The sequence below is a fragment of the Phyllobacterium calauticae genome, assembly GCF_019991125.1.
Taxonomy (GTDB): domain Bacteria; phylum Pseudomonadota; class Alphaproteobacteria; order Rhizobiales; family Rhizobiaceae; genus Phyllobacterium; species Phyllobacterium calauticae.
In genome coordinates this window covers 262,051-288,354 of sequence record NZ_JAGENB010000006.1, presented here as the reverse complement: position 1 = coordinate 288,354, position 26,304 = coordinate 262,051, and the positions used below count along the sequence as shown (strand labels likewise).

The 26,304-nt window shown below is 60.1% G+C and carries 22 protein-coding genes; 14 read left to right on the top strand and 8 right to left on the bottom strand.

From position 1 onward, the window contains the following. The first annotated feature begins 6 nt into the window (after positions 1-6). Genes nuoL through J1W56_RS20750 form a run of 7 tightly spaced genes read left to right on the top strand, consistent with a single transcriptional unit; the run spans position 7 to position 8,182 of the window. The gene (gene nuoL, locus J1W56_RS20780) at positions 7-1,995 is read left to right on the top strand and encodes an NADH-quinone oxidoreductase subunit L (RefSeq protein WP_223615186.1); all 1,989 of its coding nucleotides are present in this window, start codon (positions 7-9) and stop codon (positions 1,993-1,995) included. After that, positions 1,995-3,500 (top strand): NADH-quinone oxidoreductase subunit M, encoded by a 1,506-nt coding sequence (locus tag J1W56_RS20775; RefSeq protein ID WP_223615185.1) that lies wholly within the window; start codon positions 1,995-1,997, stop codon positions 3,498-3,500. Before nuoL ends, J1W56_RS20775 begins: the two co-directional genes overlap by 1 nt. A 19-nt stretch (positions 3,501-3,519) precedes the next feature. Then, positions 3,520-4,956 carry an NADH-quinone oxidoreductase subunit NuoN gene (nuoN, locus tag J1W56_RS20770; protein WP_223615184.1) on the top strand — a complete coding sequence of 479 codons (1,437 nt, stop codon included), beginning with the start codon at positions 3,520-3,522 and terminating at the stop codon, positions 4,954-4,956. 18 nt (positions 4,957-4,974) lie between these two features. After that, complete coding sequence (locus J1W56_RS20765) at positions 4,975-5,805, top strand: biotin--[acetyl-CoA-carboxylase] ligase (RefSeq protein ID WP_223615183.1); 831 nt, start codon at positions 4,975-4,977, stop codon at positions 5,803-5,805. Between the two features lie 19 nt (positions 5,806-5,824). Beyond that, positions 5,825-7,498, top strand: a complete 1,674-nt coding sequence (locus tag J1W56_RS20760) for a ribonuclease J (RefSeq protein WP_223615182.1) — start codon at positions 5,825-5,827, stop codon at positions 7,496-7,498. 8 nt (positions 7,499-7,506) lie between these two features. Then, positions 7,507-7,911, top strand: coding sequence for a methylmalonyl-CoA epimerase (gene mce / locus J1W56_RS20755; RefSeq protein ID WP_223615181.1), 405 nt, complete (start codon positions 7,507-7,509; stop codon positions 7,909-7,911). A gap of 1 nt (position 7,912) precedes the next feature. Beyond that, positions 7,913-8,182 (top strand): DUF1467 family protein, encoded by a 270-nt coding sequence (locus J1W56_RS20750; protein WP_223615180.1) that lies wholly within the window; start codon positions 7,913-7,915, stop codon positions 8,180-8,182. A 43-nt stretch (positions 8,183-8,225) separates the two neighbouring features. Here J1W56_RS20750 and J1W56_RS20745 read toward each other — a convergent pair whose 3' ends face one another. Further along, the gene (locus tag J1W56_RS20745; protein WP_223615179.1) at positions 8,226-9,227 is read right to left on the bottom strand and encodes a glycosyltransferase; all 1,002 of its coding nucleotides are present in this window, start codon (positions 9,225-9,227) and stop codon (positions 8,226-8,228) included. Between the two features lie 848 nt (positions 9,228-10,075). Here J1W56_RS20745 and proS point away from each other — a divergent pair. From proS to J1W56_RS20730, 3 genes are read left to right on the top strand one after another with little or no spacing between them, the layout of a single operon-like run. Beyond that, complete coding sequence (gene proS / locus J1W56_RS20740) at positions 10,076-11,425, top strand: proline--tRNA ligase (protein ID WP_223615178.1); 1,350 nt, start codon at positions 10,076-10,078, stop codon at positions 11,423-11,425. Continuing rightward, positions 11,422-12,711, top strand: a complete 1,290-nt coding sequence (locus tag J1W56_RS20735) for a lipoprotein-releasing ABC transporter permease subunit (protein WP_223615177.1) — start codon at positions 11,422-11,424, stop codon at positions 12,709-12,711. Before proS ends, J1W56_RS20735 begins: the two co-directional genes overlap by 4 nt. Next, a complete protein-coding gene (locus J1W56_RS20730; protein ID WP_223615176.1) occupies positions 12,711-13,397 on the top strand; it encodes an ABC transporter ATP-binding protein in 687 nt (228 codons plus the stop codon). Before J1W56_RS20735 ends, J1W56_RS20730 begins: the two co-directional genes overlap by 1 nt. Positions 13,398-13,402: 5 nt before the next feature. Here J1W56_RS20730 and J1W56_RS20725 read toward each other — a convergent pair whose 3' ends face one another. Further along, positions 13,403-13,666 (bottom strand): hypothetical protein, encoded by a 264-nt coding sequence (locus J1W56_RS20725; RefSeq protein ID WP_223615175.1) that lies wholly within the window; start codon positions 13,664-13,666, stop codon positions 13,403-13,405. Positions 13,667-13,750: 84 nt separating this feature from the next. Next, a complete protein-coding gene (locus tag J1W56_RS20720) occupies positions 13,751-14,332 on the bottom strand; it encodes a histidine phosphatase family protein (protein WP_223615174.1) in 582 nt (193 codons plus the stop codon). 138 nt (positions 14,333-14,470) lie between these two features. On the opposite strand from J1W56_RS20720, the gene dnaE reads away from it, so the two are divergent. Next, entirely contained in the window at positions 14,471-17,980 is a 3,510-nt protein-coding gene (gene dnaE / locus J1W56_RS20715; RefSeq protein ID WP_223615173.1) for a DNA polymerase III subunit alpha, read from the top strand. 117 nt (positions 17,981-18,097) lie between these two features. After that, the gene (locus J1W56_RS20710) at positions 18,098-18,979 is read left to right on the top strand and encodes an AraC family transcriptional regulator (RefSeq protein ID WP_223615172.1); all 882 of its coding nucleotides are present in this window, start codon (positions 18,098-18,100) and stop codon (positions 18,977-18,979) included. 215 nt (positions 18,980-19,194) lie between these two features. Here J1W56_RS20710 and J1W56_RS20705 read toward each other — a convergent pair whose 3' ends face one another. Together J1W56_RS20705 and J1W56_RS20700 are read right to left on the bottom strand one after the other, a co-directional pair. Continuing rightward, a complete protein-coding gene (locus J1W56_RS20705; RefSeq protein ID WP_223615171.1) occupies positions 19,195-20,511 on the bottom strand; it encodes a DNA polymerase IV in 1,317 nt (438 codons plus the stop codon). A 70-nt stretch (positions 20,512-20,581) separates the two neighbouring features. Continuing rightward, positions 20,582-20,872 carry a DUF3572 domain-containing protein gene (locus J1W56_RS20700; RefSeq protein WP_223615170.1) on the bottom strand — a complete coding sequence of 97 codons (291 nt, stop codon included), beginning with the start codon at positions 20,870-20,872 and terminating at the stop codon, positions 20,582-20,584. 301 nt (positions 20,873-21,173) lie between these two features. Here J1W56_RS20700 and J1W56_RS20695 point away from each other — a divergent pair, with 301 nt between their 5' ends. Together J1W56_RS20695 and J1W56_RS20690 are read left to right on the top strand one after the other, a co-directional pair. Beyond that, positions 21,174-21,545 carry a response regulator gene (locus J1W56_RS20695; protein ID WP_008122893.1) on the top strand — a complete coding sequence of 124 codons (372 nt, stop codon included), beginning with the start codon at positions 21,174-21,176 and terminating at the stop codon, positions 21,543-21,545. 28 nt (positions 21,546-21,573) lie between these two features. Continuing rightward, entirely contained in the window at positions 21,574-22,953 is a 1,380-nt protein-coding gene (locus J1W56_RS20690; protein WP_223615169.1) for a PleD family two-component system response regulator, read from the top strand. 83 nt (positions 22,954-23,036) lie between these two features. Here J1W56_RS20690 and rpmG read toward each other — a convergent pair whose 3' ends face one another. The 3 genes from rpmG to J1W56_RS20675 all read right to left on the bottom strand — a co-directional run bounded on the left by rpmG (position 23,037) and on the right by J1W56_RS20675 (position 26,298). After that, positions 23,037-23,204, bottom strand: coding sequence for a 50S ribosomal protein L33 (gene rpmG, locus J1W56_RS20685; protein ID WP_105735448.1), 168 nt, complete (start codon positions 23,202-23,204; stop codon positions 23,037-23,039). 249 nt (positions 23,205-23,453) lie between these two features. After that, positions 23,454-23,732, bottom strand: a complete 279-nt coding sequence (locus J1W56_RS26180) for a DUF982 domain-containing protein (RefSeq protein ID WP_223615225.1) — start codon at positions 23,730-23,732, stop codon at positions 23,454-23,456. Between the two features lie 22 nt (positions 23,733-23,754). After that, positions 23,755-26,298, bottom strand: coding sequence for an autotransporter family protein (locus tag J1W56_RS20675; RefSeq protein ID WP_223615224.1), 2,544 nt, complete (start codon positions 26,296-26,298; stop codon positions 23,755-23,757). Between the last annotated feature and the right edge of the window lie 6 nt (positions 26,299-26,304).

The window sequence follows — 26,304 nt, the reverse complement described above, 5'->3', positions numbered from 1 at the left end:
GGGGGCATGCTGTATCTGGCGATTGTCTTCCTTCCGCTGCTCGGCTTTCTGATCGCGGGTCTGTTCGGCTCGTCCATCGGCGCGAAGGCGAGCGAGTATGTCACCACCGGTCTGATGATCGTGGTTGCGGTTCTCTCATGGATCGCATTCACGACCGTGGCGCTCGGCCATGGCGAGGCGTTCAAGGTTCCGGTCATGCACTGGGTCGAGTCCGGTTCGTTGAGCTTCGACTGGGCCCTGCGCATCGATACGCTGACCGCTGTCATGCTGATCGTCGTCAACACGGTGTCGGCGCTCGTCCATACCTATTCGATCGGCTACATGCATCACGATCCGCATCGGCCGCGCTTCTTCGCCTATCTCTCGCTCTTCACCTTCGCCATGCTGATGCTGGTGACCGGCGACAATCTGGTTCAGATGTTCTTCGGCTGGGAAGGCGTGGGCCTTGCCTCGTACCTGCTCATCGGTTTCTGGTTCAAGAAGCCTTCGGCCAATGCCGCGGCGATGAAAGCTTTCATCGTCAACCGCGTCGGCGATTTCGGCTTCCTTCTCGGTATTTTCGCACTGTTCGTGCTGTTCGATACGGTTCAGTTCGACACGCTGTTCCAGTCCGCCGCCCAGTATCTTCCGGCAGAGGGAGCAGGGGACGGCAAGGTTGTCCTGAATTTCCTCGGCTATGCCCTGGGCAAGCAGGAAGCGATCACGGTTGCCTGCCTGCTGCTGTTCATGGGCGCGATGGGCAAATCGGCGCAGTTCCTGCTGCACACCTGGCTGCCTGACGCCATGGAGGGCCCGACACCGGTGTCCGCGCTGATCCATGCGGCAACGATGGTGACCGCAGGCGTGTTCATGGTTGCCCGCCTGTCGCCGATCTTCGAACTGTCGCACACGGCGCTGATCGTTGTGACGCTTGTCGGCGCGACGACCGCCTTCTTTGCCGCCACGGTCGGCCTGGTGCAGAACGACATCAAGCGCGTCATCGCCTATTCCACCTGCTCGCAGCTCGGCTACATGTTCGTGGCGCTTGGTCTGGGTGCCTATGGCGCGGCGATTTTCCACCTGTTCACGCACGCCTTCTTCAAGGCCCTTTTGTTCCTTGGCGCCGGTTCCGTCATTCACGCGGTTTCCGACGAGCAGGACATGCGTCACATGGGCGGCCTGCGCAAGCTGATCCCGCAAACCTACTGGATGATGGTCATCGGCACCGTCGCGCTGACCGGCCTCGGTATCCCCGGCACGTCGATCGGCACCGCCGGCTTCTTCTCCAAGGATGCGATCATCGAGTCGGCCTATGCGTCGACCAGCCCGGCGGCAGGCTATGCCTTCATCCTCTTGGTTATCGCAGCGCTGTTCACCAGCTTCTATTCATGGCGCCTGATTTTCATGACGTTCCATGGCAAGCCGCGCGCATCGCACGACGTCATGCATCACGTGCATGAATCGCCTTATGTCATGCTGGTGCCGCTGTTCATCCTCGCCATCGGCGCGCTGTTTGCCGGCGTCATCTTCCGCGAATACTTCTTCGGCCACGAATATGCCGAGTTCTGGAAGGGTGCACTGTTCACCGGCAAGGAAAACGAAATCCTCGAGCTGCACCATCATGTGCCTGCTCTGGTTGCTGCCTCGCCGTTCCTTGCGATGCTCGCAGGCTTCATCCTGTCCTGGTACTTCTACATCCGCTCGCCGCAGACACCCGTCCGGCTGGCCGAGCAGCACCGCGGCCTGTACCAGTTCCTGCTCAACAAGTGGTATTTTGACGAACTCTACGACTTCCTGTTCGTGCGTCCAGCCAAAGCCCTTGGACGGTTCCTGTGGAAGAAGGGCGATGGCTGGCTGATCGACGGCCATGGTCCGGATGGTATCTCGGCCCGCGTCGTGGATGTCACCAACCGCGTGGTGCGCCTGCAGACCGGTTACCTCTATCATTATGCGTTCGCGATGCTCATTGGGGTCGCCGCACTCGTCACGTGGATGATGCTCGGGAGCAACTTCTGATGACCGACTGGCCAATTCTATCGACTGTTACCTTCCTGCCATTGGTCGGTGCATTCCTGATCCTTCTGATCCGGGATGACGGTGAATCCGCGCGGCGCAATATCCGCAACGTGGCGCTGTGGACGACGGTCATCACATTCCTGCTTTCCCTGCCGATCTGGTACTATTTCGACAAGGGCCATGCCGGCTTCCAGTTCGTGGAAAAGGCAGCGTGGCTCGACTCCGGGATTTCCTATCACATGGGCGTGGACGGCATTTCGATGCTGTTCGTCATCCTGACGACATTCCTGATGCCGCTGTGCATCCTGGCCAGCTGGGAAGCCATCCAGAGCCGGGTCAAGGAATACATGATTGCCTTCCTCGTGCTGGAAACACTGATGATCGGTGTGTTCTGCGCGCTGGATATCGTGCTGTTCTACGTGTTCTTCGAAGCCGTGCTGGTGCCGATGTTCATCATCATCGGCGTGTGGGGCGGCAAGCGCCGCGTCTATGCCAGCTTCAAGTTCTTCCTCTACACGCTGCTCGGCTCCGTGCTGATGCTGCTGGCCATCATGGCCATGTACTGGCAGGCTGGCACGACCGATATCCCCACGCTGCTGGCCTATCCGTTCCCGGCCTCCATGCAGACATGGCTGTGGCTGGCCTTCTTCGCGTCCTTCGCCGTGAAGATGCCGATGTGGCCGGTGCACACCTGGTTGCCGGATGCGCACGTGGAAGCACCGACGGCTGCATCAGCCATTCTGGCCGGCATCCTGTTGAAGCTCGGCGGCTACGGCTTCCTGCGCTTCTCCCTGCCGATGTTTCCGGTGGCGTCCGCCGACTTCGCTCCGCTGATCTACACGCTTTCGGTTGTCGCCATCGTCTACACCTCGCTGGTGGCGCTGATGCAGGAAGACATCAAGAAGCTGATCGCCTACTCCTCGGTTGCGCACATGGGCTATGTGACCATGGGTATCTTTGCCGCCAACGAGCAGGGCATCCAGGGCGCGTTGTTCCAGATGCTGTCGCACGGTCTGGTTTCGGCCGCACTGTTCCTCTGCGTCGGTGTTGTCTATGACCGCACCCACACCCGCGACATCTCCGCCTATGGCGGCCTCGTCAACAACATGCCGAAATATGCGGTGGTGTTCCTGGTCCTGACCATGGCCAATGTCGGCCTGCCGGGCACCTCGGGCTTCATCGGTGAATTCCTCACGCTGCTTGGCGTCTTCCGCGTCAACACCTGGGTTGCGCTGTTTGCAACGACCGGCGTGATTTTCTCGGCGGCCTATGCGTTGTGGCTCTATCGCCGCGTCGTGTTCGGGTCGCTGGACAAGGAAAGCCTGAAGTCGCTTCTGGATATGTCGCCGCGCGAAAAGCTGGTGGTCTATCCGCTGGTGATCCTCACCATCTTCTACGGTGTTTATCCGATGCCTGTCTTCGATGCGACGGCAAGCTCGGTGCACGCCCTTATCAATCAATACAATAACGCGCTGTCCGCAGCCGCCACACTGGCGCTGAAATAGCAGGAAGAGGCCAAGGCCGATGCAGACCGACATGATTGCCAACCTGACGCTTATGGCTCCCGAACTGCTCATCGCAGTGGGCGCATTGGCTCTACTGATGATCGGGGCCTTCTCCGGTGAACGGGCGAATTCCCTGGTCAACGGACTGGCGGTTGCCGTGCTGCTTGCAGCATTGGCAATCCTCGTTCTCTTCCCGCACGATGGTCACGTCTTCGGCCGTGCCTTCGTTTCGGATCCGTTCGCGCGCTTCATGAAAGTGCTGACGCTGGTCGGCTCGATCGTCGCGCTCGTCATGTCGGTTGGCTTCGCCAAGGCGGAAAAGTTCGACAAGTTCGAGTTCCCGATCCTCATCCTGCTGTCGACCCTCGGCATGCTCTTGATGATTTCGGCCAATGACACCCTGTCGCTCTATCTCGGCCTCGAACTGCAGTCCCTGGCGCTCTATGTCATCGCTGCAATCAACCGCGACAGTGCCCGCTCGACCGAAGCCGGCCTGAAGTATTTCGTTCTCGGCGCATTGTCGTCGGGTATGCTGCTCTACGGCATTTCGCTCGTCTACGGCTTTACCGGCCATACCGGCTTCGAGGGCATCGCCCAGGTGCTGGCAGGCGGCGAGCGTCAGCTTGGCGTCGTGTTCGGCCTCGTGTTCATCTTTGCCGGTCTCGCCTTCAAGATTTCCGCCGTGCCGTTCCACATGTGGACGCCGGATGTCTACGAAGGTGCGCCGACGCCGGTGACCGCCTTCTTCGCCAGCGCGCCGAAGATGGCCGCCATGGCGCTTCTGACACGCGTTGCCGTCGAGACGTTCCAGCCGATCACCCATGACTGGCAGCAGATCATTGTCTTCATCGCCATTGCGTCGATGGTCCTGGGTGCATTCGCAGCCATCGGCCAGCGCAACATCAAGCGCCTGATGGCCTATTCGTCGATCAGCCACATGGGCTATGCGCTTGTCGGCCTTGCCGCCGGTACGCAGGTCGGTGTCCGCGGCGTGGCGATCTACATGCTGATCTACCTGATCACGACGCTCGGCGTGTTTGCCTTCATCCTGGCCATGCGCCGCAAGCACGGCAATGTCGAACTGATCGAAGATCTGGCCGGCCTGTCCCGCACCAATCCGATCATGGCGACGATCTTCACCATCCTCATGTTCTCGCTGGCCGGTATTCCGCCGCTCGCCGGGTTCTGGGGCAAGTGGTACACCTTCCTTGCCGCGATGCAGGCCAATCTCTATGCGCTGGCCATCATCGGTATCGTGGCTTCGGTGGTGGGTGCGTTCTACTATCTGCGCATCATCAAGATCATGTGGTTCGATGAACCGGTTGGCGGGTTCGTGCCGGTTGCCGGTGAACTGCGCCTGGTCCTCGGTGTCTCGGGCCTGCTGACGCTGCTCTACGTGCTGATCGGCGGACCGGTCAGCACCTATGCGGAAGCTGCCGCGAAAACGTTCTTCTGAGGCCGGGAACCCTGATCAATGGGATTCTCGCTCTCGCCGCTGGCGCAGCAAAACGGCTTCCGGATGGAGGCCTTCGATACGGTCGGCTCGACCAATGCGGTCGCGCTGGAGCGCGCGCAGGCTGGCGATCCCGGACGGCTGTGGATCGTCTCCAAGAAGCAGGAAAGCGGGCGCGGGCGCCGCGGTCGCGCCTGGGCCACGTCCCACGGCAATCTGGCAGCTTCCCTGCTGCTGACCGGCAATTTCGAGTTGAAGACGGCGGCAACCCTCGGCTTTGTCGCCGGGCTTTCCCTGGCGGACGCGCTTGACGCGGTCTGCCCGCAAGGCGCGGTTTCGGTCGGCGTCGATGGTATCGGTTCCAGCAGGTCGGATTTGCGTGTCGAGCTGAAGTGGCCGAACGATCTCCTGGCCAACAAGGCCAAGCTTGCCGGCATTCTCCTGGAATCGACGCATCTGCCGGACGGGCGGTTTGCCGTCGTCGTCGGCATTGGCGTCAATGTGGTTGCTTACCCCGAGGACGTGCCTTATCCAGCGACATCGTTGAAGCAGCTTGGTGCGGCCTGCGATGCGGAAACGCTGTTTCTGGCGTTGTCCGATGCCTGGCAGGAAAACAGCCGTATCTGGAACGAGGGGCGCGGGCTTGCCGACATTCGCAAGCGCTGGCTCAAGCGGGCGGCAGGAATTGGCAGTGAAGTTGCCGTGCGGGTCGACGGCTCGGTGCTGCGTGGTATATTCGAAACAATTGACGAAGACTGCCGTTTCGTCATACGCGATAATGATGGGGAACGGGTGAAGATTGCTGCCGGCGATGTTCATTTCGGAGCAGTTGCATCGGCAAGTGCCGGATAGCCGGTTGTAAGGAGTATAAATGGCAAATTCCGATCAGGCAGAGCTCGTGTTCCTGCCTTTGGGCGGCGTTGGTGAAATCGGCATGAATCTGGCCATGTATGGCTATGGCCCCGCACACAAGCGCGAATGGGTGGTCGTCGACATGGGCGTCACCTTCGCCGGACCGGATCTTCCAGGCGCTGATCTCGTTCTTCCCGATATCCGTTTTCTGCAGGCCGAGCGGCACAATCTCAAGGGGATTGTGATCACCCATGCCCACGAGGATCATTACGGTGCCTTGCTCGACCTGTGGCCGCTGTTGAATGTGCCGGTCTATGCGACGCCGTTCACCGCCGGGTTGCTGGAAGCCAAGCGCCAGTCGGAGCCGGGTGCGCCGGATATTCCCGTCACCATTTACCGCGCGGGCGAAAAGTTCAATGTCGGCCCCTTCGAGTTCGAAGCGCTTGCCGTGACCCACTCGATCCCGGAACCGGTCTCGCTGGCGATCAGGACACCCTTGGGCATCGTCGTTCACACCGGCGACTGGAAGATGGACCCGGAGCCGTCGCTTGGACCGCTGATCGACGAGGCCGGATTCCGAGCCCTCGGCGACGAAGGCGTGCTGGCGATGATGTGCGACTCCACCAATGCCTTGCGTGACGGGGAATCGCCCTCCGAGCGCGAGGTCGGCGACAGCCTGCGCGACATCATCGAAAATGCCCGCGGCCGCGTGGCCATCACCACCTTTTCGTCCAATGTCGGACGTATCCGTTCCATCGCCATCGCCGCCCGCGATGCCGGACGCCAGGTGCTGGTGCTCGGCCGCTCGATGAAGCGGATGATCGATGTGGCCAGTGAACTGGGTTATCTCGACGGCATTCCGGAATTTCTCTCCGAAGAGGATTACGGGTTCATTCCGCGCGAGAATATCGTCATCATTCTCACCGGCAGCCAGGGCGAATCCCGCGCGGCGCTGGCCAAGCTTGCCCGTGATGAAATGCGCAATGTCGCGCTGTCAGCGGGCGATACGGTCATTTATTCCTCGCGCACCATTCCCGGCAACGAAAAGCCGATCATCGAGACAAAGAACCTCTTGATCGAGCAGGGCATCCATATCATCTCCGACGATGATCAACTGGTGCACGTCTCGGGCCATCCGCGCCGCAACGAGCTGAAGCGCATGTATGAATGGGTGCGGCCGCGCATTCTCGTGCCTGTGCATGGCGAGGCCGCGCATCTCGTGGCGCAGGGCTCGCTTGCGGCCATGGCGGGCATTCCCGAGGTGCCGCAGGTGCGCAATGGCGATATTCTGCGTCTGGCACCGGGCAGGGCGGAGATCATCGATCAGGCGCCGTTTGGCCGTGTGATGAAGGACGGCAAGCTCATCGGCGACGAGGAAGAGGTCGGCATTGTCGACCGGCGCAAGCTGTCCTATGTCGGCCATGTCGCGGTATCGATGCTGCTCGATGCGAAGTACAACATCATCGAGGACCCGGAAATCGTGCCGGTCGGCCTGCCGGAGAACGATCGGGAAGGCGAACTGCTTGAAGACCTGCTGTACGATGCGGCCGTTGGTGCGGTGCAGAGCATCCCGCGTGAAAAGCGCAAGGATTTGGCGATGGTCCGTGAGGCGGTGCGCCGCGCCGTCCGTGCCGCTGCCAACGAGGCCTGGGGCAAGAAGCCGATCGTTACCGTGTTCGTAACCCGCACGTGAGGTCAAGGATGCTTGGTCGTCTGAATCATGTCGCTATCGCTGTACCGGATCTTGCCGCAGCGTCTGCGGTCTATCGCGATACGCTCGGTGCGACACTCACCGAGCCGCAGGTTCTGCCGGAGCATGGCGTGACCGTCGTTTTCATCGATGTCGGCAACACCAAGATCGAGCTTCTCGAACCCTTGAATGCGGATTCGCCCATCGCCGCCTTCCTGGCAAAGAACCCGTCCGGCGGCATGCATCACGTCTGCTACGAAGTGGCCGATATTCTGGCGGCACGAAATCAGCTAAAACAGCAGGGCGCCCGTATCCTGGGTGATGGCGAACCGAAAATCGGCGCCCACGGCAAACCGGTGCTGTTCCTTCACCCGAAGGATTTCAACGGGACGCTGATCGAACTGGAGCAAGTCTGACATGCCCATCGCAACTGGAATGGCGATCTATTTCATCTTCTGGTGGCTGACGCTGTTTACCGTGCTGCCGTTTGGCCTGCGCACCCAGGCAGATGAGGATGATGTCACGCTGGGCACAACCGCCAGTGCGCCGCACAAGCACCGGATGGGACGGGTATTCCTGATCACCACAGCGATTTCAGCCGTGGTTTTTATCCTCTTCTACATCGTCAACCAGAAGCTTGGTTTCGGCGTCGAGAGCATTCCGGTTTTCTTCCCGCAACTGCATTAGGACGGGTTTGGCATCGGTACCACGCATAACAAGCGTGCAATCGTCAAAAACCGCTTGTCCGCCGATAGTGCGACGATCTCTTGCCAAGGCAGCCCTGACAGATGCCGAAAATACTGCCCATGCATGCCGCCAGCCGCACCAGCGCTTCGCCGCGCGTGAACGGCGCTGCAGCGGCGTAGCTGCACAGTTTGAACACCCGGATCGCCAGCGAGCCGGGGATACGCAGCAAGGTCAGCGCGCGTTGCTGGTCGAGCTTCCGGCAGGTTTCAACCGAACTGCTGTCCCGGTCACGCCGGAAATGGTAACCGAGGGTCAGCCGGTCCATCGGTACGGTTTCGTAGGCAATGGCATGCGGCGTCCAGCCGGTCCTGGCGCCGAGTTTTTTGGCTTCCCTGTACAGGCGCCAGTCTTCCCCGCCGGCCAGATCAAGCGTATCGTCGAAACGCAGGCCCGTCCGGTCAAAGAAACTCAGCCTGCCCATCCAGCTGCCGGTTGCCAGCAGAATCCTGTGCGCTTCGTTGCGCTGGCACCGCCGCCGGGCCTTGCGCTCGCTGTCCATGCCCCGGCGGTTGAGACCGGCCCAGACCAGTTGCGCGGAAAACGGCGCGTCGGCGGAAATCGGCGCGGCGCGTACGGGGGAGCCAACGATATCGAGCGTCGAGGCATCCAGTTCCGCCAGCAGTTCAATCAGCCAGTCGGGTTCCACCCGTTCATCATCATCGGCAAATGTCATGAGATCGTGATTGCCGGCCAGGGCGCATGCCAGCGCATGGTTGCGGGCACGGGCAATGCCGAGACGCGGTTCCACCTCGTACTGGACCGTCCATTGCGGCACGAGCGCCCGGAAATGCGCGATGACATCGTGCAGCGTTGCCTTCTCATTGTTCTCGACGATGAGGAAATGCAGATGGGCACCATGTGGCACGCCCATGGCGGCATAGGACTGCAACAGGTTCTGCAGCATGAACGGACGATTACGTGTAATCGTGCTTATGCATATGCTGCGCTTGCCGGGCTCAGCCGCGCCGCGTGTGTGAATTCCCATGGTTCGTCCCCGAACATTGTAACGTCGCTGATGTGCCAATCCCCGCGCCTGGCACACTGATCCTACGACGCCAATTTAACAGGCGAAGATGAGCTGAACATTGCGACATTGGTCTAAGATCGCGCTCGGGGGATGAGATGAAATCGCGCGAATCGACGCCGGCATCATCGTGCCGTTGCGGACCTTCCGGATGGAGGGGTTGAAGGGAAATATCCCATCAGGTGTGAAGGCCGGTCGGGGTGAAGCCGCATCTGCCTGCCGCCCAAGTAGTTGCAAAATAGAACTGAAGTAACGCGATCGAGGTGCGGCAGTCTGTGCAACTACCTTTAAGTTTATTTGATAAGTGCTTGTATTGCCGCAACAAGACAAAAAAAATGCAAGGCTCTCGCCTTGCATTGTTAGATCGCGTCTGACCCTATTCCATTTGCATGGTGGCTGCGTATTACCGCGCCAAAGGTCACATCCTCCCAAGACTTTGACCGCGCTGGAAAGCAGAATTATTCTTACTTTCTCATTATGATTAAAAAAATAGCGGACTGCCTTCGAAATGTCACGAAAAATATTCGGTACAGTCATTTTTTGCTTACAAATCTGGCAGCGTAACAAAACTGTCACAAATCTGAGATGTCTCATTTGGCGTTGGCGGGTTCCCAACCCGCTGTTAAGCCGCTAAGAAACATTGCTGCGTCGCGGATTAATCCGGGTTTTGGGCGGGACGCGGCAACACATTTGGCGGCGTATGAGTCTTTCCGGAAATCGGCAACGATTTTTGGGTAATACGCTAACTTTGCACTTGGTTTTGCCTGATTCTTCAAGCATTCAGGCTGTGTTTCAATTTGGTGATCTCAATGCGGCTTTCCCGTTATTTCCTGCCTATCCTGAAAGAAAATCCCAAAGAGGCGGAAATCGTCTCGCACCGGCTGATGCTGCGTGCCGGCCTGATCCGTCAGGAGTCGGCTGGCATCTATGCCTGGCTGCCGGCAGGCCTGCGCATCCTCAACAAGGTGTCCAACATCATCCGCGAGGAACAGAATCGGTCCGGCGCTATCGAGCTGCTGATGCCGACGATCCAGTCCGCCGACCTGTGGCGCGAAAGCGGCCGTTATGACGCCTATGGCGACGAGATGCTGCGCATCAAGGATCGCGGTGACCGCGAGATGCTGTTTGGCCCGACCAACGAGGAAATGATCACCGAGATTTTCCGGGCTTATGTGAAGTCCTACAAGGACTTGCCGCTCAATCTTTATCACATCCAGTGGAAGTTCCGCGACGAGCGCCGCCCGCGTTTCGGCGTCATGCGCTCGCGTGAATTCCTGATGAAGGATGCCTACAGCTTCGATATCGATTTCGAAGGCGCCAAGGCCGCCTACAACCGTATGTTCGTGGCTTATCTCCGCACATTCTCGCGCCTCGGTATCAAGGTCATCCCCATGCGTGCCGATACCGGCCCCATCGGCGGCGACCTCAGCCACGAATTCATCATTCTGGCCGAAACCGGCGAGAGCCAGGTCTATTGCGACCGCGCCTATCTCGACCTGCCGGTTCCCGGTGCCGATACCAATTTCGACGATAATGCGCAGGTCGCCGACATCGTGACGAAATGGACGACGCCCTATGCGGCGACGGATGAAATGCATGACGAAGCCGCCTGGGACAAGGTCGGTGCGTCCGAACAGCTTGCCGCACGCGGCATCGAGGTCGGTCACATCTTCCATTTCGGCACCAAATATTCCGAACCGATGGGCGCCAAGGTCACCGGTCCCGATGGCAAGGAACACATGGTTTCCATGGGCTCCTACGGCATCGGACCCTCGCGTGTCATTGCCGCGATCATCGAGGCATCCCATGACGAGAACGGCATCATCTGGCCGAAGGCCGTTGCGCCGTTCGGCGCGGGCATCGTCAACATGAAGCCGGGCGACGAGGCGTGCGACGCGGTATCCGCCAAGGTCTACGAGGCCTTGACCAATGCCGGTCTCGAGCCGCTGCTGGACGATACGGATGATCGTCCCGGTGCGAAATTCGCCAAGATGGACCTGATCGGCCTGCCGACGCAGGTGATCATCGGGCCGCGCGGCGTTGCCGCGGGCGAAGTCGAGATCAAGGATCGCGCGACGGGTGAACGGGAAACCCTGAGCATTGAAGCTGCAATCAACAAGCTTGCAGGCCCCGCTGACTTTCAGGCTGGAACTCTATGACAGAATCGGCCGTCACTGCTGTACAACAGGGTCCCAAGCCGTTCTCTGCCTATGAACGGATGATCGCGTGGCGCTATCTGCGCGCCCGGCGCAAGGAAACGTTTATTTCGGTGATCGCCGGTTTCTCCTTCACCGGCATCATGCTCGGCGTGGCGACGCTCATTATCGTCATGGCCGTCATGAATGGTTTTCGCAGCGAATTGCTGACGCGCATTCTCGGCATCAACGGCCATGTCATCATGCAGCCGATGGACCGGCCGCTGGATGACTACGACAATGTGATCAAGCGGATCGATGCGGTTCCCGGTGTTTCCTTCGCCATTCCCGTCGTGGAAGGCCAGGTGCTCGGCCAGGGCAATGTCGGGCAGGGCACCGGCACGCTCGTACGGGGCCTGCGCGAAGAGGATATCAACAAGCTCCAGCTCGTCGCCAAGAACGTCAAGCAGGGCACCTTCGCCAATTTCGACAAGGCGGGCGGCGTGGCCATCGGCACGCGCATGGCGGAAAATCTGGGGCTCGGCATCGGCGACAAGCTGACATTGATGTCGCTGGACGGCGATGTGACGCCGCTCGGCGTTTCACCGCGGGTGAAATCCTATCCGGTCGTCGCCATTTTCCAGATCGGCATGTCCGAATATGACGCCTCGATCGCGCTCATGCCGCTGGATGAAGCGCAGCTCTATTTCAACCAGGAGGGCAAGGTCCAGTCCATCGAGATCTTTGCCAACAATCCCGACAATGTCGACGCGCTGAAAAAACCCATCGAGGATGCGGCGCAGCGTCCGCTGATGCTCACCGACTGGCGCCAGCGCAACGTGACTTTCTTCTCGGCGCTTCAGGTCGAGCGCAACGTCATGTTCATGATCCTGACGCTGATCGTTCTCGTGGCGGCCCTGAACATCATTTCCGGCCTGATCATGCTGGTGAAGGACAAGGGACGCGATATCGCCATCCTGCGAACGATGGGCGCGACGCGCAACTCGGTCATGCGCATCTTCCTGATGACGGGCGCTGCAATTGGCGTGACCGGTACGATTGCCGGCGTGGCCCTGGGTGTCCTCGTCTGCCTCAACGTCGAGCGCATCCGGCAATTCTTCTCCTGGTTGTCTGGTACGACCCTGTTCAATCCGGAGCTTTATTTCCTGAGCACCTTGCCCGCCAAGATGGATTTCAATGAAACCTTCACGGTCATCCTGATGGCGCTTGTCCTGTCGTTTCTGGCAACGCTTTTCCCCGCATGGCGCGCGGCCAAGCTCGATCCCGTTGAAGCCTTGAGGTACGAATAATGTCAGCCGGGCCCATTCTTCAGCTGACCAGTGTCGGCCGCCGGTACAATGAGATCGACCGGGAGCTGGTTATTCTGGACGATGCCAATTTCTCCCTCGGCAGGGGCGAGATGGTCGCGCTTGTCGCGCCGTCGGGCGCTGGCAAGTCGACGCTTCTGCACACGGCGGGTCTCCTGGAGCGGCCTGACAGTGGCGATGTGATTCTGGACGGTCGCGCCTGCGGTTCGCTGTCCGATGAAGAGCGCACCGCCATCCGCCGCAACGACATCGGTTTCGTCTATCAGTTCCACCATCTCCTGCCGGAATTCTCCGCGCTGGAAAACGTGATGATGCCGCAGATGATCCGCGGCATGAAACCGCGCGTCGCCTCCGAACGCGCGCAGCAGTTGCTTGATTACATGAAGGTGGGCGCGCGCGCCTCGCACCGGCCGTCGGAACTGTCCGGCGGCGAGCAGCAGCGCGTTGCCATCGCCCGCGCGGTGGCCAATGCGCCGCTTGTGCTGCTTGCCGATGAGCCCACCGGCAATCTCGATCCGGTGACGTCCTCCTATGTGTTCGAGGCGTTGGAGGCCCTGGTGCGCCAGTCCGGCCTGTCGGCGATGATCGCCACGCACAATCACGAACTGGCCCGCCGCATGGATCGCCGCGTCACGCTCAAGGACGGCAAGATCACCACGGTCTCCTGATCCGTTCACACCATGGAACGCAAACGGGCGCGGAAAAATCCGCGCCCGTTTGCGTTTGGCGGCACCCGCTCGGCGGCCCCTGTTTTACCCTCTGTTAAGAAATCGACAACCATAGCGCCAATGGCGGCTTTGGCGCGCTTGACTTTGGAACAAAAATAGAACAAAACATATACATAGAGCAAACGAAGAAGGGTTTTACCGATGAGCGAACTTTTCCAGGACGTCATGTCATTCGTTACAGTCAGTCTGTTTATTGCAACATTCGCCATGTGGGTCAGCGTTATCTGAAAGAACCGGCGGGGCCGGGATGACTAGGTTTTCCCTGGTTCCTGGCCCGCGGGCGTCGCCCATCATCATGTCTGGTTCCACATGCGGACAACCGGTTCCGTCAGGTCGTGCTCATAGCCGAGCACGCTGATGCTGGTGGTATCCAGAACGAAAAGCGCGCCGCCTTCGGGCGGCAAGCCAAGCCAGCGGGCCGTAAGCACCCGCAGGAAATGCGAACTCGAGAAGATGAGAATCCTGTCATTCGCCGCGCGGATGGCGTGGATGATCCGGTCGGCACGCGCACCGACATCGGCTGCGGATTCGCCGCCGGGGCAGCCGTCGCGAAAAAGCTGCCAGCCGGGGCGCTCCGCCAGGATCGCCTTGGTGGTGATGCCCTCATAGGTGCCGTAATCCCATTCCGCCAGATCGTCCTTGATGATGCTGGCGTCGCCAAATCCGGCGAGGGCGCAGGTTTTAGATGCGCGCTGGGAAGGGCTCGACCATACGGCGGAAAAGGCAAGGCCCTGCAGGCGGTCTGCCAGGGTGCGGGCTGCCGCTTCGCCCGCGGCCGTCAGCGGCATGTCGGTCCGGCCGGTGTGCTGGCCGGACAGGCTCCATTCCGTCTGACCGTGCCGCACCAGATAGATTTCGGGATATGCGTTGCTCATTCACAGGCCTTTCGCTGGTGCATCACAGGTTGTTCACAGTCGCACGATCGGGTCGTTAAAGTATAGGTGGACACCCCCTGACCATTGTTCGAGAATGCGCGGGTGGTGAATCAGCGCGTTCGCCGGAATTTTCTGGAGATGGATACAGTGGCAGACGGACAGGGCAGACCCGGCGAAGGCAGTGCGGAAAAGCAGGCGCTTCGTTTCGTCCATCTGCGGGTGCATTCCGCCTATTCCCTGCTGGAAGGCGCACTGCAGGTCGCCAAGGTCATCGATCTCGCCACGTCCAACAAAAGCCCGGCCATCGCCATCACCGACACCAACAATCTGTTCGGGGCGCTCGAATTTGCCCAGAAGGGTTCGAAGTCCGGCTTGCAGCCGATCATCGGCTGCCAGCTCGACATCGCCTTTCACGATCAGGCCGAGGAAAGCCGCAGCGCCAACCGGCGCGAAGCGCTCGGGCTTGCGCCGCTCGTGCTGCTGGCGGCGACGGAAACGGGCTATGCCAATCTCGTCCGGCTTGTCAGCCGCGCCTATCTGGAAACGCCCGCCGGCGATCCCGTCCATGTTGCCGCCTCCTGGCTGCCGGGTCTTTCCGATGGAATCATCGTTCTTTCCGGCGGTCCCGAGGGGCCGATCGCCAAGGCGATCAAGGACGACCGTATCGACCGCGCCCGCCAGCGGCTGATCCATCTGCGCTCGCTCTATGGCGACCGGCTCTATGTCGAGCTGCAGCGCCATCGCGGCTATGACCGCGCCCTCGAAGCGACCCATATCGCGCTTGCCTATGAGCTGGAACTGCCTCTGGTTGCCACCAATGACGTGTTCTTCTCCAAGAGCGCCGACTATGAGGCGCATGATGCGTTGCTGGCCATTGCGGCGGGTTCACTGCTTTCCATCGACGATCGCCGCCGCCTGACGCCGGACCATTATCTCAAGACCGAAGACGAGATGGTGGCGCTGTTTGCCGATCTGCCCGAGGCGCTGGAAAATACCGTCGAGATCGCGCTGCGCTGTTCCTATTATCCGAAGAACCGCGCGCCGATCCTGCCGCGCTTCACCGGTGAAAGCGACGATCCCGAAGCTGCCCTGCAGGAGGAAGCCGACGAACTGGCCCGGCAGGCGCGCGAAGGCCTGGCAAGCCGCATTGCGACGCTCGGCATGGCCGATGGCCACACGGCGCAGGAATATGCCGAACGGCTGGAATATGAGATTTCCATCATCACCCGGATGAAATATCCGGGTTACTTCCTCATCGTTTCCGACTTTATCAAATGGGCGAAAGCCCATGATATTCCTGTCGGTCCCGGTCGTGGCTCCGGTGCGGGTTCGCTCGTTGCCTATGCGCTGACGATCACCGACGTCGATCCGCTGCGCTTCTCCCTGCTGTTCGAACGCTTCCTCAATCCCGACCGCGTCTCGATGCCCGACTTTGACATCGACTTCTGTCAGGAGCGGCGCGACGAGGTCATCCGCTATGTTCAGGCCAAGTATGGCCGTGATCAGGTGGCGCAGATCATCACCTTCGGAACGCTGCAGGCGCGCGCCGTGCTGCGCGACGTCGGCCGCGTGCTCGAAATGCCCTATGGGCAGGTGGACCGTCTGACCAAGATGGTTCCGGCCAATCCGGCCAATCCGGTGACGCTGGCAAAGGCCATCGAGGATGAGCCGCGCCTGCGCGAAGAACGCGACAAGGAACCGGTTGTCGAGCGCCTGCTCGATATTGCGCTGAAGCTGGAGGGGCTGTACCGCCACGCCTCGACCCACGCCGCCGGTATCGTCATCGGCGACCGCCCGCTGTCCGAACTCGTGCCGATGTACCGCGATCCGCGCTCCGACATGCCGGTCACGCAGTTCAACATGAAGATGGTGGAAGAGGCCGGGCTGGTCAAATTCGACTTTCTCGGCCTGAAAACCCTGACGGTGCTGCAGACTGCGGTCAATCTGGTCAAGCGGCGCGGCATCACGGTGGATTTGTCCAATCTGCCGCTCGATGACAAGCTCAGCTATGAAATGCTGTCGCGCGGCGAAACGGTCGGCGTGTTCCAGGTGGAAAGCACCGGCATGCGCAAGGCGCTGATCGGCATGAAGCCCGATCGGATCGAGGATATCATCGCGCTTGTGGCGCTGTACCGTCCGGGTCCGATGGAAAACATCCCGACCTACAACGCGCGCAAGAATGGCGACGAGGAGATGGCGTCGATCCATCCCAAGATCGACCATCTCGTCAAGGAAACCCAGGGCGTCATCATCTACCAGGAACAGGTGATGCAGATCGCGCAGGAAATGTCCGGCTATACGCTGGGCGAAGCCGATCTGCTGCGCCGTGCCATGGGTAAGAAGATCCGCTCCGAGATGGACATGCAGCGCGTCCGCTTCGTCGATGGCGCGGTGGAACGCGGTGTGACCAAGCCGCAGGCCAACTTCATTTTCGACCTCTTGGCAAAATTCGCCGACTACGGCTTCAACAAGTCGCACGCCGCCGCCTATGCCATCGTGTCGTTCCAGACCGCCTATATGAAGGCGCATTATCCCGTCGAGTTCCTCGCTTCATCGATGACCTACGATATGGCGAACACCGACAAGCTCAACGATTTCCGCCGCGAGGCACTGCGGCTGGGCATCGAGGTGGTCACCCCTTCGGTCAATACTTCGTTCCGCCTGTTTGAAGTTGGCGACAACCGCATTTTCTATTCGCTCGCCGCCATCAAGGGCGTCGGCGAGGCGGCGGTCGACCATATCGTCGAGAAGCGCGGCGACACGCCCTATGCCAGCCTCGAGGATTTCTGCGAACGCATCGATCCGCGCGTCGTCAACCGGCGCGTGTTTGAAAGCCTGATCAACGCCGGGGCGTTCGACTGCTTCGGGCGGGAACGCCCGGCGCTCATCGCCGGTCTCGATCGCATCATCGGCCATGCGCAGCGCACGCAGGAAGACAGTGTCAGCGGACAGGCGGATATTTTTGGCGGCATGGCCGCAGGCGGATCGCAGGGGCTGCAGCTGCCCAATGCGGCGCCATGGCTGTCGGCGGAAAAACTGCGGCGCGAATTCGAGGCGGCGGGTTTTTACCTTTCCGCCCATCCGCTCGACGAATACCGGCCGATCCTCGAAAAGATGCGGGTGCAGAGCTGGGCCGAATTTTCCGCTGCGGTCAAACGCGGCGCCAATGCCGGACGGCTCGCCGGAACCATCACCGCCAAGCAGGAACGCAAGACCAAGACCGGCAACAAGATGGGCATCATCCAGTTTTCCGATGCATCGGGTCAGTTCGAGGCAGTGCTTTTCTCCGAGGCGCTGGCGCAGTACCGCGATCTCTTGGAGCCGGGACGCTCCGTCGTGGTGACCGTTGGGGCCGAAGACCGGCCGGAGGGCATCAGCCTGCGCATCCAGACGGCGCAGTCGCTTGAGGATGAAGCCACGCGCATGCAGAAGGCCTTGCGCCTCTATATGCGCTCCAGCGAGCCGCTGAGCGCCATCACGCCCTATCTCGCCCCGCAGAATGACGGCCAGATCGTCTCGCTCATCCTGATCAAGGAGAATGGCGCCAGCGAAGTGGAGATCGAACTGCCGAACCGCTATCGCGTCGGCCCGCAGGTCGCCAGCGCCATGAAGGCCATTCCCGGCGTGGTCGATGTGGAGATGGTTTAGGTCACACCGCACTGAGGCGCGTTGGACTGTATCGATCGATCCCTCCCAAACCGCAAGATCGGTCGAGCGCTGTATATCCGCAAGGGGCTAGCTGGTGCCGCCACGGAGGAACAGGCGATGAAGGCGGCACTTGAAAACTACCATGCCCGGATGCAACGGGTGCTGGATCACATCGAACAGCATCTCGACGATGATCTGGGTTTGGAAGCGCTGAGCGGTGTCGCCGCGTTCTCGAAATACCATTTCCACCGGCAGTTCATGTCGACCTTCGGGTTATCCGTGCATCGCTATGTCCAGCTTGCCCGTATGAAGCGCGCTTCGTATCGGCTGGCCTACATAGACGCCCAGAGCGTCACGGACATAGCGATGGATGCCGGTTACGATGCACCCGATGCTTTCGCCCGCGCCTTTCGGCAACGGTTCGGGCAATCGCCTTCGTCGTTCAGAAAATCTCCCGATTGGGAGCCGTGGCTTGCGGCCTTCGGGCCTTTTGACAATGCGAGGAGCAAGCTCATGCAGAAGACTTTTACCACGAATGACGTGACGATTCGCGCTGTGGCCCCGACGCCGGTGGCGATCATGGAACATCGGGGTGACCCCGCGATGATCGGTGCCACCATCCAGCGGTTCATCACATGGCGCAAGGCCGCTGGCCTGCACCCCAGGACAAGTCCGACCTTCACGGTCTGGCATTCCGAGCGGTGTCCCGCGTCGCCTGCCGATTACAGCATGGACCTTTGTGTCGGCACCGACCAGCCAGTCGAGGTGAATGGCGAGCAGATCAAGGCCGGCGAGATTCCCGGTGGTCGCTGTGCGGTGCTGCGCGTCGTCGGCAACACCGACAATCTGGAGCCCGCCGCGCTCTACCTGTATCGTGACTGGCTTCCGGCCAGCGGCGAGGAAGCGCGCGACTTCCCGATCTATTGCCAGCGTCTGAGCTTCTTCCCGGAGGTGCCGGAGCATGAGGCGGTTGCGGACCTGTTTCTGCCGCTGAAATAGCGCCTTTGGCTGGTGGCCTGTCCTGTTTGATCGCGTGAAACGGACCGGCTGCCATCCGTCAATCTCTGTGATTCATGGCTTCGCGGCCTGGCCATCTCTCCTTTGCTTTGCTGCAAAAGGCATCCTGCGTGGTGCTTGTCGAACCACGCACAAATGGTCTTGCAGCAGGGCCGGATTCAATCTTTTAAACAAATCTGACAAACCTTTGAATCCAATCAATCAATCTCGTCCGGGACCGGCCGTGTCCTTTGCCTGATCTTGCCGAAGGTATAGCCGGTTTCGACGGCGTTGTTGCCGAACTTTCCGCGCAGCTTGTCGATGGCCGTCTCCGCCACGGCCCGCTTGGTCGCCTGCACATCGACGAGATCGAGCGGATCGGCGCGGCCATCGTCACTGAGGTCACTCACGCCGATGCCGATGAGCCGGAACCGCGTGCCGTCGATCTCCTTTTCCAGCAGCGCCAGTCCCGTGCGGAAAATCCGGTCGGCAAGCTGAGTCGGGTCGGCCAATTGGCGATTGCGGGTTTTCAGCTTGAAATCGCGGGATTTGAGCTTGAGAACCACAGTCCGGCCGGCAATATCGGCCGCTTTCAGGCGGCGTGACACTTTTTCGGAGAGCGAGCGCAGAATCGAAACCAGCTCTTCCAGCGTGCCGATATCCTCGTTGAACGTCGTTTCCGCCGATACGCTCTTGGATTCGCCGTCCGGCTCCACCCGGCGCGTGTCGATGCCGCGCGACAGCTGGTAAAGGCGCTGGCCCATGCTGCCATAGGCGGCCATCAGCGCGCCAAGCTCCATGGTCTGCAATTGGCCGATGGTGCGGATGCCGTCCTTCTCCAGTGTGGCGGCAAACACCTTGCCGACACCCCAGATCATCGTCACCGGCTTGTCATGCAGGAAATGCGGGGTTTCCGCTTCGCCGATGACGGAAAAGCCGCGCGGCTTGTCAAAATCCGAGGCGATTTTTGCTAGGAACTTGCAATAGGAGAGGCCGACGGAAACCGACAGGCCCATTTCCTTTTCCACCCGGTTGGAAAACTGCGCCATGACCCGCACCGGCGGATCGTGGTGCAGGCGCTGCGTGCCTGACAGGTCGAGAAACGCCTCGTCGATCGACAGCGGTTCCACCTGCGGCGTCAGATCGCGCATCATCTGGCGGATTTCGCGCCCCACGCGCACATATTTTTCCATGTTCGGGCTGATCACCACCGCATGCGGGCAGGCCTCCAGCGCCTTGAACATCGGCATGGCGGATTTCACGCCGTGAATGCGCGCGACATAACAGGCGGTGGAGACCACACCGCGCTTGCCGCCGCCGATGATGACGGGCTTGTTGCGCAGCTCCGGATTGTCGCGTTTTTCCACCGAGGCATAGAATGCATCGCAGTCCACATGGGCAATGGAGAGCCTGTAGAGTTCCGGATGGCGCAGCAGGCGCGGGCTGCCGCATTGCTGGCAGCGGCGTCCGGCCGAGGTCTGCGCTGTCAGACAGTCGCGGCAGAATCCAAATTCAGGATCGTTGAGGGGGGCCATGATGCTCGGAACATAAATAGAACATGCCGAACTTACTGAAGAGACAGGTCTCTTGCAAGCCGTTTGCGCGTTAGTACACATCCTCCTGCCGTCCGCCCGGCAGCAGCCGCAGCGCCTGCTGGAACAGGGCAGGGTCGGTCTCTGTCGCCTCGCAATAGCGCATCAGCGTCGGTTCATGCGCCAGGTAGAACTGCAGCACGCCGGCCAGAAATCCCGGCTCCTGCGCCGCCTGGCGGATTTGATCCGCCGTGATGCCCGTGAGGGCAAGAAAGCGCGGCAGCAATTCACTGTCCTGCGCCAGGAAAACCAGGGCATTGATCGCCAGATCCTGTGCATTCTCAAGGTTCATCTGCTGTTTCATTCTGCCTGTCTGTCCCGAAATGTGTGTTCATCCGAACACCCTTGAAAACAATATTCCCGTTTGACCGCCTGCCGCGACCCCATTGCAGGCGGAAGGGCCAATGACCAATTGAATCTCTACAAAAGAAGATGTTCAATAAAGCCTTGGTTAAACATGATCTGCAGCATTTTTTGACCGCCGTGAAGAGTTACCTTTTCATCAATCAAAACGCGCTATTACTTGCATCCATTCAATGATGCTGCGGTGGGAGCCTTGTCAAGGCGGCAATCCCACGCCACGCATGATCAACGGGACGTTGCCAATGGTGAAGAAAGTCATGATTGTCGAGGACAATGAGCTCAACATGAAGCTCTTCCGCGACCTTATCGAAGCCAGCGGCTATGAAACGATCCGTACACGCAACGGTCTCGAAGCCCTCGATCTGGCGCGCGAGCATCGCCCCGATCTGATCCTCATGGATATCCAGCTGCCGGAGGTTTCCGGGCTCGAAGTGACCAAATGGCTGAAGGCGGATGATGATCTGCATGTGATCCCCATCATCGCCGTCACGGCCTTCGCGATGAAGGGCGACGAGGAACGTATCCGGCAGGGCGGCTGCGAGGCCTATATATCCAAGCCGATTTCCGTGCCGAAATTCATCGAAACCATCAAATCCTACCTTGGTGACGCATGAGCCGTCAGTTTTCCCGGAGAAGTGAACTATGACGGCCCGCATACTTGTCGTAGATGATGTTCCTGCCAACGTGAAGCTTCTGGAAGCGCGGTTGAGCGCCGAATATTATGAAGTCGTGACGGCGTCGAACGGCTATGAAGCGCTGGAGTTCTGCGAAAACAACAGCGTCGATGTCATCCTTCTCGATGTCATGATGCCGGGCATGGACGGGTTCGAGGTCTGCCGCCGGCTGAAATCGCAGCCCGCCACCGCGCATATCCCGGTCATTCTGGTGACAGCGCTCGATCAGGATATGGACCGGATCACCGGCTTGAATTTCGGCGCCGATGATTTTCTCACCAAGCCGGTCAACGACCTGCAATTGCTTGCCCGGGTGAAAAGCCTGGTGCGGCTGAAGAATCTCACCGACGAATTGCGGCTGCGGGTGGCAACGACCCGCGATGTCGGCCTTGAGTCCATCCTGCGCTTTCCCAGCGGTGTCGAAGCCATAGCCCGGGATGCCAAGGTGCTGCTCATCGACGAGCGGCCTGGCAGCGTCGAACGAATCAGAACCATTCTGGCGGAAGAATGCACCGTTGACGTGCAGACCGATCCGCAGACGGGTTTTTTCGACGCCATTCAGGGCAATCACGACTGCCTGATCATCGCATCGAGCTTTGCCGATTACGATCCGCTGCGCATTTGCGCGCAGTTGCGCTCGCTCGACAACACGCGGTCGATGCCGATCATATTCGTCGCCGATCAGGGCGAGGAACCGAAGGTCCGCCGCGCGCTGGAGCTTGGCGTCAACGATTATGTGGTACGGCCGCTCAATTCCAACGAATTGCTGGCGCGCCTGCGCACGCAGCTGCGCCGCAAGGCCTATCATGACGGCCTGCGCGCCAGTGTCGTCAAGACCTACGAGATGGCCGTCACCGACAGCCTGACGGGCCTGCACAACCGGCTGTATCTGGAAACGCACCTGGCAACCCTGTTCAAGCGCGCCGTGGACCGCCGCCGTCCGCTGTCGATCCTGATGACGGACATCGACCGCTTCAAGCTGATCAACGACACCTATGGCCATGATGGCGGGGATGAGGTGCTGCGCGAATTTGCCCAGCGCCTGCGCCGCAACGTGCGCGGCAGCGACCTCGCCAGCCGCTATGGCGGGGAAGAATTCTTCATCGTCATGCCCGATACGGACCTGACGATGGCGGCCATTGTCGCCGAGCGCATCCGGCGTGAAGTGGCCTCGACGCCGTTTTTCGTCGATGACGGCACCACCGGCGTGCCTGTGACCATCAGCATCGGCATTGCCAGCGTGCAGTCGAAGGATGACAGCGTGCAGAACATGCTCAAACGTGCCGACGAGGCGCTGTATGGCGCCAAGGCATCGGGCCGCAACAAGGTTGTCTCCGAGGCGGCATGAGGCCGCCCGAATCGGATTGCCAATCCCCACAAACAAAAATGCCGCCCGAAGGCGGCATTTTGAACATGCGGAAAAATCCAGGATTACTTGATCTTGGTTTCCTTGAATTCAACGTGCTTGCGTACGACCGGGTCGTACTTGCGGAAAGAGAACTTCTCTGTCTTCGTACGGCTGTTCTTGCTCGTAACGTAGAAGAAACCGGTGTCAGCGGTCGACAGAAGCTTGATCTTGATATTTGCAGCCTTAGCCATTTTCAGTTTACCTGTCTTTATTAGAAGAGGACCGCCGTTCAGTCCAACAACGTGGCTATAAGCGGAAATTCAGGCGGACATGTACCAACACTCGGCAAAAAGTCAAGGGTAGAGGTGCTGTAATCTCGCTATTCCGCTTGTGTAAGGAGCAGAAGGGCAGGGAATGTCGTGATCAAAGTTCGATCTGTATCTTGGATGCGAGCGTGAATGGCGTTGCACAATACGTGATTCAGAAAATTGCGGTGACATTCACGTTTTTCGTACCTGCGCAAGAAATTTCTGCTGGTTAAAATAGATCCCGGCTTCTTTTGCAGCTTCGATGAACGCCTTTTGAACGATTACAGGGTTTCCCCTCCGGCTAACAGCATCAATGCAGGCTTGGTGAGCGGCGGACCACCGCTCACCTCTGGAATGTTTGGGCCAGTAAAGCGTAAGCCATTCATACGCTTCTTCCACACTCGATATGTTTCGCAGAGTCCCGGTCCTTGCAGTCTCGATTGTGACATATGGGAAAGATAGGTTTCTCATCGCAACAACCATGTTTATTGCCTCAAAACCTCACCGTCAGATCGGCTTTGACCGCATTGTCGTTGACGCCGGAGGAGAACTGTCCGGTATAGGTGAGGCCCAGCGTGGTGGCCTTGCCGATATCGAAGGCGAGGCCGGCTTCCACCAGCGCCGCATCGGCGGCAACCGGCAGGCCGCTGACATCGAAACTTTCGCCGCCGCTGGCAAAGGCCAGCTGCGCCTGCGGCGTGACATCGCCATAGGCATGCCGCCAGCCCACCATGCCGCGTGCCGTCAGGGTCGTGGCGTTGCCGAGGGTGAAGGCGCGCGATGCCCTGAGCCCGAGTGTCGTCGTCGTCAGGTCCGTGGTGGATGACGGCGCCGACAGGGCGGCAATGCCGCCGGTTTCGGTGAAGCCTGCCGTCTTCAGGTGGGTATGGGCCGCCGCGGCGAAGGGTTCGAGCGCCGCGTAGGGCGTCTCGATGCGATAAGCGGCCTCGCCGAAGATTTGCACCGTGTTGGCGCTGTAACCGGCGGTGTCCGTCTCGGCCAACGAGCCGAAGGCGACCGTGCGGCGCGTATCGATCTCATGATGCGCCAGCACCGTGCCGAGGCTCAATGTCAGTGCATCGATCTTCGTGCCGCCATAGACACCCAGCTGATAGCTGTCGGCGGAGACGGACGACCCCGCCCCATGCAGCGATGTCGAGCCATAACCGGCCAGCAAACCAAAACGCCATGTCCCGGCAATCACGCCGTCCATGCCGGTGACGATGCCGCCGGTGTTTCTGCTATAGGCGGCGGCATTGCCATCGCTGGCGCCATGGCTCCAACCGCCATAGGCCTGTCCCCACAAAGCGGTGGTTGCGGCGGCTGGTGCCGGGGCTGTTGCATCAAACGCCTCATCGGCACTCTGCCTGCCCTTGGCCTTGTCATCGGGACCATAGGCGAGCAGCGTTGCAACCGGTGCGGCTTTGGCGGCGACACCGTCAAACGCCGCACGCACCCGCTCAGACGCCGCTCCGCTGACCAGCCCGGCATCCTGCAGCAGCGTGCCGCGCAAGGTGGCATGCGCCTCGCCCGACAGGGCGGAGAAACCGGCGGGCAGATCCTGCGTCACGGTTGAGACAGCTACCATGTCATAGAGGAGATTGCCGCGACCCAGGCTCTCAACCCCGGAAGCCGCCGCCTTCTGGTTTCTCGTTTCGCCGATAGCGGCAAAGGCAACATTGTTGCGCGCAAGGCTCACCGTGACGTCATTGGCTGCATAGGCGAGTGCGGCGCCGATGAAGTAATAGTGCGGCAGGGCCGTATCGAACGCTCCGCTCACGCCGCCCACCGCTGATAGTATCGTGTATGTCTTACCCAGCAGCGCGAGCGTTTCGGCCGGAGACAACGGTGCCGTGCCGTCTTCGGTCGTCACAGTCACCACGCCGCCGAGCAGCGTCGCCTTGCCTGCAACTTCCAAACGGTCGCTGCGCCCGTCGGCAGCCACCTGAATGAGCATGCCGGTATCTTTGTCAAAGCTGGCATCGGTTGCCACATGCAATATGCCGATCGAGTTTCCCGGCGCGACCACGCCGCCCTCATGCATGGCCAGACGCTCCACCGTACCGATGCCGCTAAGTACGCCGCCTGTGTTGACCACCGCCGCGCCGCTACGGCCATCGACCGAGGCAAAGCCGCCATTCAGCATGAGATCGCCGGTCGCACCACTGGCATTGACCTTCACCTGCCCGCCCGCATTCGCCGTCACCGCAGCCGCCGTGCCATCGACGGTCAAAAGGCTCGTATCATTGATAACCGATGCCGAGACGATGGAACCGCCAAGCCCGATGCCAAGTTCGCCGCCATTGATCACCGTATCGCCGCGATAGGTATTCTTGCCCGTCAACCACAGCGAGCCCGGCCCGGATTTCGTCAGCCCCGCATCGTAAAATTTCGGATCGGCAAGCTTGCCGGAGAGATAGGCCGTGCGGGATTCACTGAATTGATATTCCGTCTCCAGCGCGGCTATCTGCTCAGGCAGCATTTTCTGTTTCAGCACCGCGAGAGGATCGTCTTTTCGACCGGCCTTGTAGGCTGCAAAATCTGCGCTGGGATCTGTTCCGTACGTTGTGACTGCTTTCGGATAAGCTTTTGTGAAGTCGGCAAGCAGGGCCGATGCAAGCGGATCAGCTTTGATTTTGCTGTTGGCTGCGTTTATTGGGGCATTGGCTTTATACGCTGCATCACGTGCAGCGAAATTGGCATCATAACCCGGATCACCCTTCTTAATGAGAGAAGGAACAGGTTTTCCGGCGGCCACGGCTTTGACGAGATCAGTCAGCAGGGCTTCGGCGGTAGCGATCTTATCAGAAGAAAACTGCGGTTCGATTATCTTCGCCAGTTCCGAGCGCTGTTTTTCGCCGATACCGCTCTCCCAGCCCTGCGCCTTCTTGCGCGCAGCCCAGGCCGCCACCTCCTCGGCTTCTTCCCGCTTGCGCTGATCCAGCGCCACCTGCGAGATGTCGTTGCTCCAGATGTCCTTCACGCCGGCACCCAGATTGGCATCGAACCGGCCGAGGAATTGGGCAGGGCCTGCCATGGCTTT